The sequence below is a fragment of the Bartonella sp. OT172YNZD genome, from assembly GCF_042193725.1.
In the GTDB taxonomy this organism is placed as follows: Bacteria; Pseudomonadota; Alphaproteobacteria; order Rhizobiales; family Rhizobiaceae; genus Bartonella; species Bartonella grahamii_A.
Map to the genome: position 1 here is coordinate 1 of NZ_JBHILZ010000049.1, position 2025 is coordinate 2025.

2 protein-coding genes are annotated in these 2025 nt (G+C 38.8%); one reads left to right on the forward strand and one right to left on the reverse strand.

Annotation, left to right across the window (positions count from 1 at the left end):
- Positions 1–261 precede the first annotated feature (261 nt).
- Positions 262–483, reverse strand: a complete 222-nt coding sequence (gene rpmE / locus ACFIJS_RS08845; RefSeq protein ID WP_330168255.1) for a 50S ribosomal protein L31 — start codon at positions 481–483, stop codon at positions 262–264.
- A 188-nt stretch (positions 484–671) separates the two neighbouring features.
- Between rpmE and ACFIJS_RS08850 the strand changes: the two genes are divergently transcribed.
- On the forward strand, positions 672–2025 hold a 1354-nt coding region (locus ACFIJS_RS08850), incomplete at its 3' end, for an ABC transporter transmembrane domain-containing protein (RefSeq protein ID WP_375651242.1).

The following is a 2025-nucleotide window of genomic DNA, read 5'->3' on the forward strand; positions in this document are numbered from 1 at the left end:
AAGAAGGACAGTTTGCAATTATTTTATTTCAAGTCATTATACTCTACAAGAAAGGATTTATGCTCGTATTTCAAACTGATTTTTAAATTTAAAAACGCAGCCACCAAGATTTATTAGTGTCTAAGATCGCATTTATTTATGTTGGATGCGTTTTTGAATTAATATTTAAAGTGCACTCTTTAACAGCATAAAAAAATCATCACTTACAATAGGGCAATCATTTTTTTTAAACTTATGCTCTTTATAATCAGTAATAGGCTTTTACATGCCAATATTACCAAAACGATTTTTGAATTTAGAAAGACGACCGCCACGGTCTACAAGTGTTTGGGAGCCACCTGTCCATGCTGGATGCGTTCTTGGGTCAATATCTAGATTAAGAGTATCGCCTTCTTTTCCCCAAGTAGAGCGCGTTGTATATTGGGTTCCATCCGTCATAACAACGGTAATTGTGTGATAGTTGGGATGAATATTCGCTTTCATGCGTAAAAACCTTTTGCGTTTATAGAATGAAATAGCACTTGCTTGATTTTTTTAAGTGCGCTTCCTTTGTCTTTTTGATACATTGATTAAAGTATTTATTCCTATAACTGAGCACGCATAAAAAAACAAGTGTTCAAGATGCATCGTTGTATCAAGTGTTATAAATTCAATATAGTGAGCGAAACCTTATGAATCTCTTCAATCATTCAGAAAAATCTACAAAGTCTTCCCCTAGAAAATCTTCATTCTCTTCGCTTGCAATTTTTTTTCCTTATCTTTTGCGCTATCGTTGGTTGTTTATCTTTGCTTTTCTAGCGTTATCTGTTGCTGCTCTTATCACATTAGCTTTGCCTGTGGCTATCCGCCAAATGTTTGATCATGGGTTTTCTACTTCAAGCCATGGACATATTAATTTTTACTTTGGAATTTTGTTTATCTTAGCCTTGTTTCTCGCATTTGCTTCAGCAGCCCGTTATTACTGTGTTATCACATTGGGAGAACGGATTGTTGCCGATTTACGGCGTGATGTGTTTATTCATATTATGAAACTTTCTCCTGCTTTTTTTGATCGGTCGCATTCAGGAGAGATTGTTTCAAGGCTACTAACAGATACCACACAAATAAAATTAGCTGTGGGTTCTACCGCCTCTACTGCTTTGCGTCAGTTGATTATAGTGATCGGAGCCGTTGTGATGATGGTGATTACCAACGCTAAATTGTCTTTGTTGGTTTTGGTTGCTATTCCTGTTGTGGCCATTCCCTTGGTGGTTTTTGGGCGTAAAGTTCGTGCGCGTACGCGTGCGGCACAAGATCGTCTTGCAGATGCCAATGCTGTTGCTACAGAACAGGTAAGTGCTATTCGCACCGTGCAAGCTTTTACTGCAGAAAAACGCGTTGCAACACGTTTTTCACAATTGATAGAACGTGCTTTTCAAACAGCACGTGCTTCTGTGATCCTGCGCTCCTTTTTTACGGGTTTTGCAATTTTTTTGGTTTTTAGCAGTGTGGTTGCTGTTTTATGGATTGGGTCGCACGATGTTTTGAATGGAACGATGACAGGCGGGACATTAGGGCAATTTGTCCTTTATGCGGTTTTTGGAGCTTCTACTTTTGCGCAATTATCGGAATTGGGAGCAGAGTTAATCCAAGCAGCAGGCGCTGCTGAGCGTCTTTCCGAATTGTTACAAGAACAACCGACTATTGTAGCTTCTAAAAATCCTTTATCATTAGAACAACCTGTTCGAGGCGAACTTGTTTTTGATCAGGTTGATTTTACTTATCCTTCTAGACCACAAGAGAAGATTTTACGCTCGCTTTCGTTTTCTGTGAAGGCAGGCGAAACGGTTGCTTTTGTTGGGGCTTCAGGAGCAGGAAAAAGCACCATTTTTTCTTTGATCCTTCGTTTTTATGACCCGATAAATGGAACAATTTTGTTGGATAGCATGGAAATTAATCGCCTTTCTTTGCAAGATTTGCGCAGCGCAATTTCCTATGTTCCACAGGATGTCGCCATTTTTGATGGAACATTGCGTGATAATATTA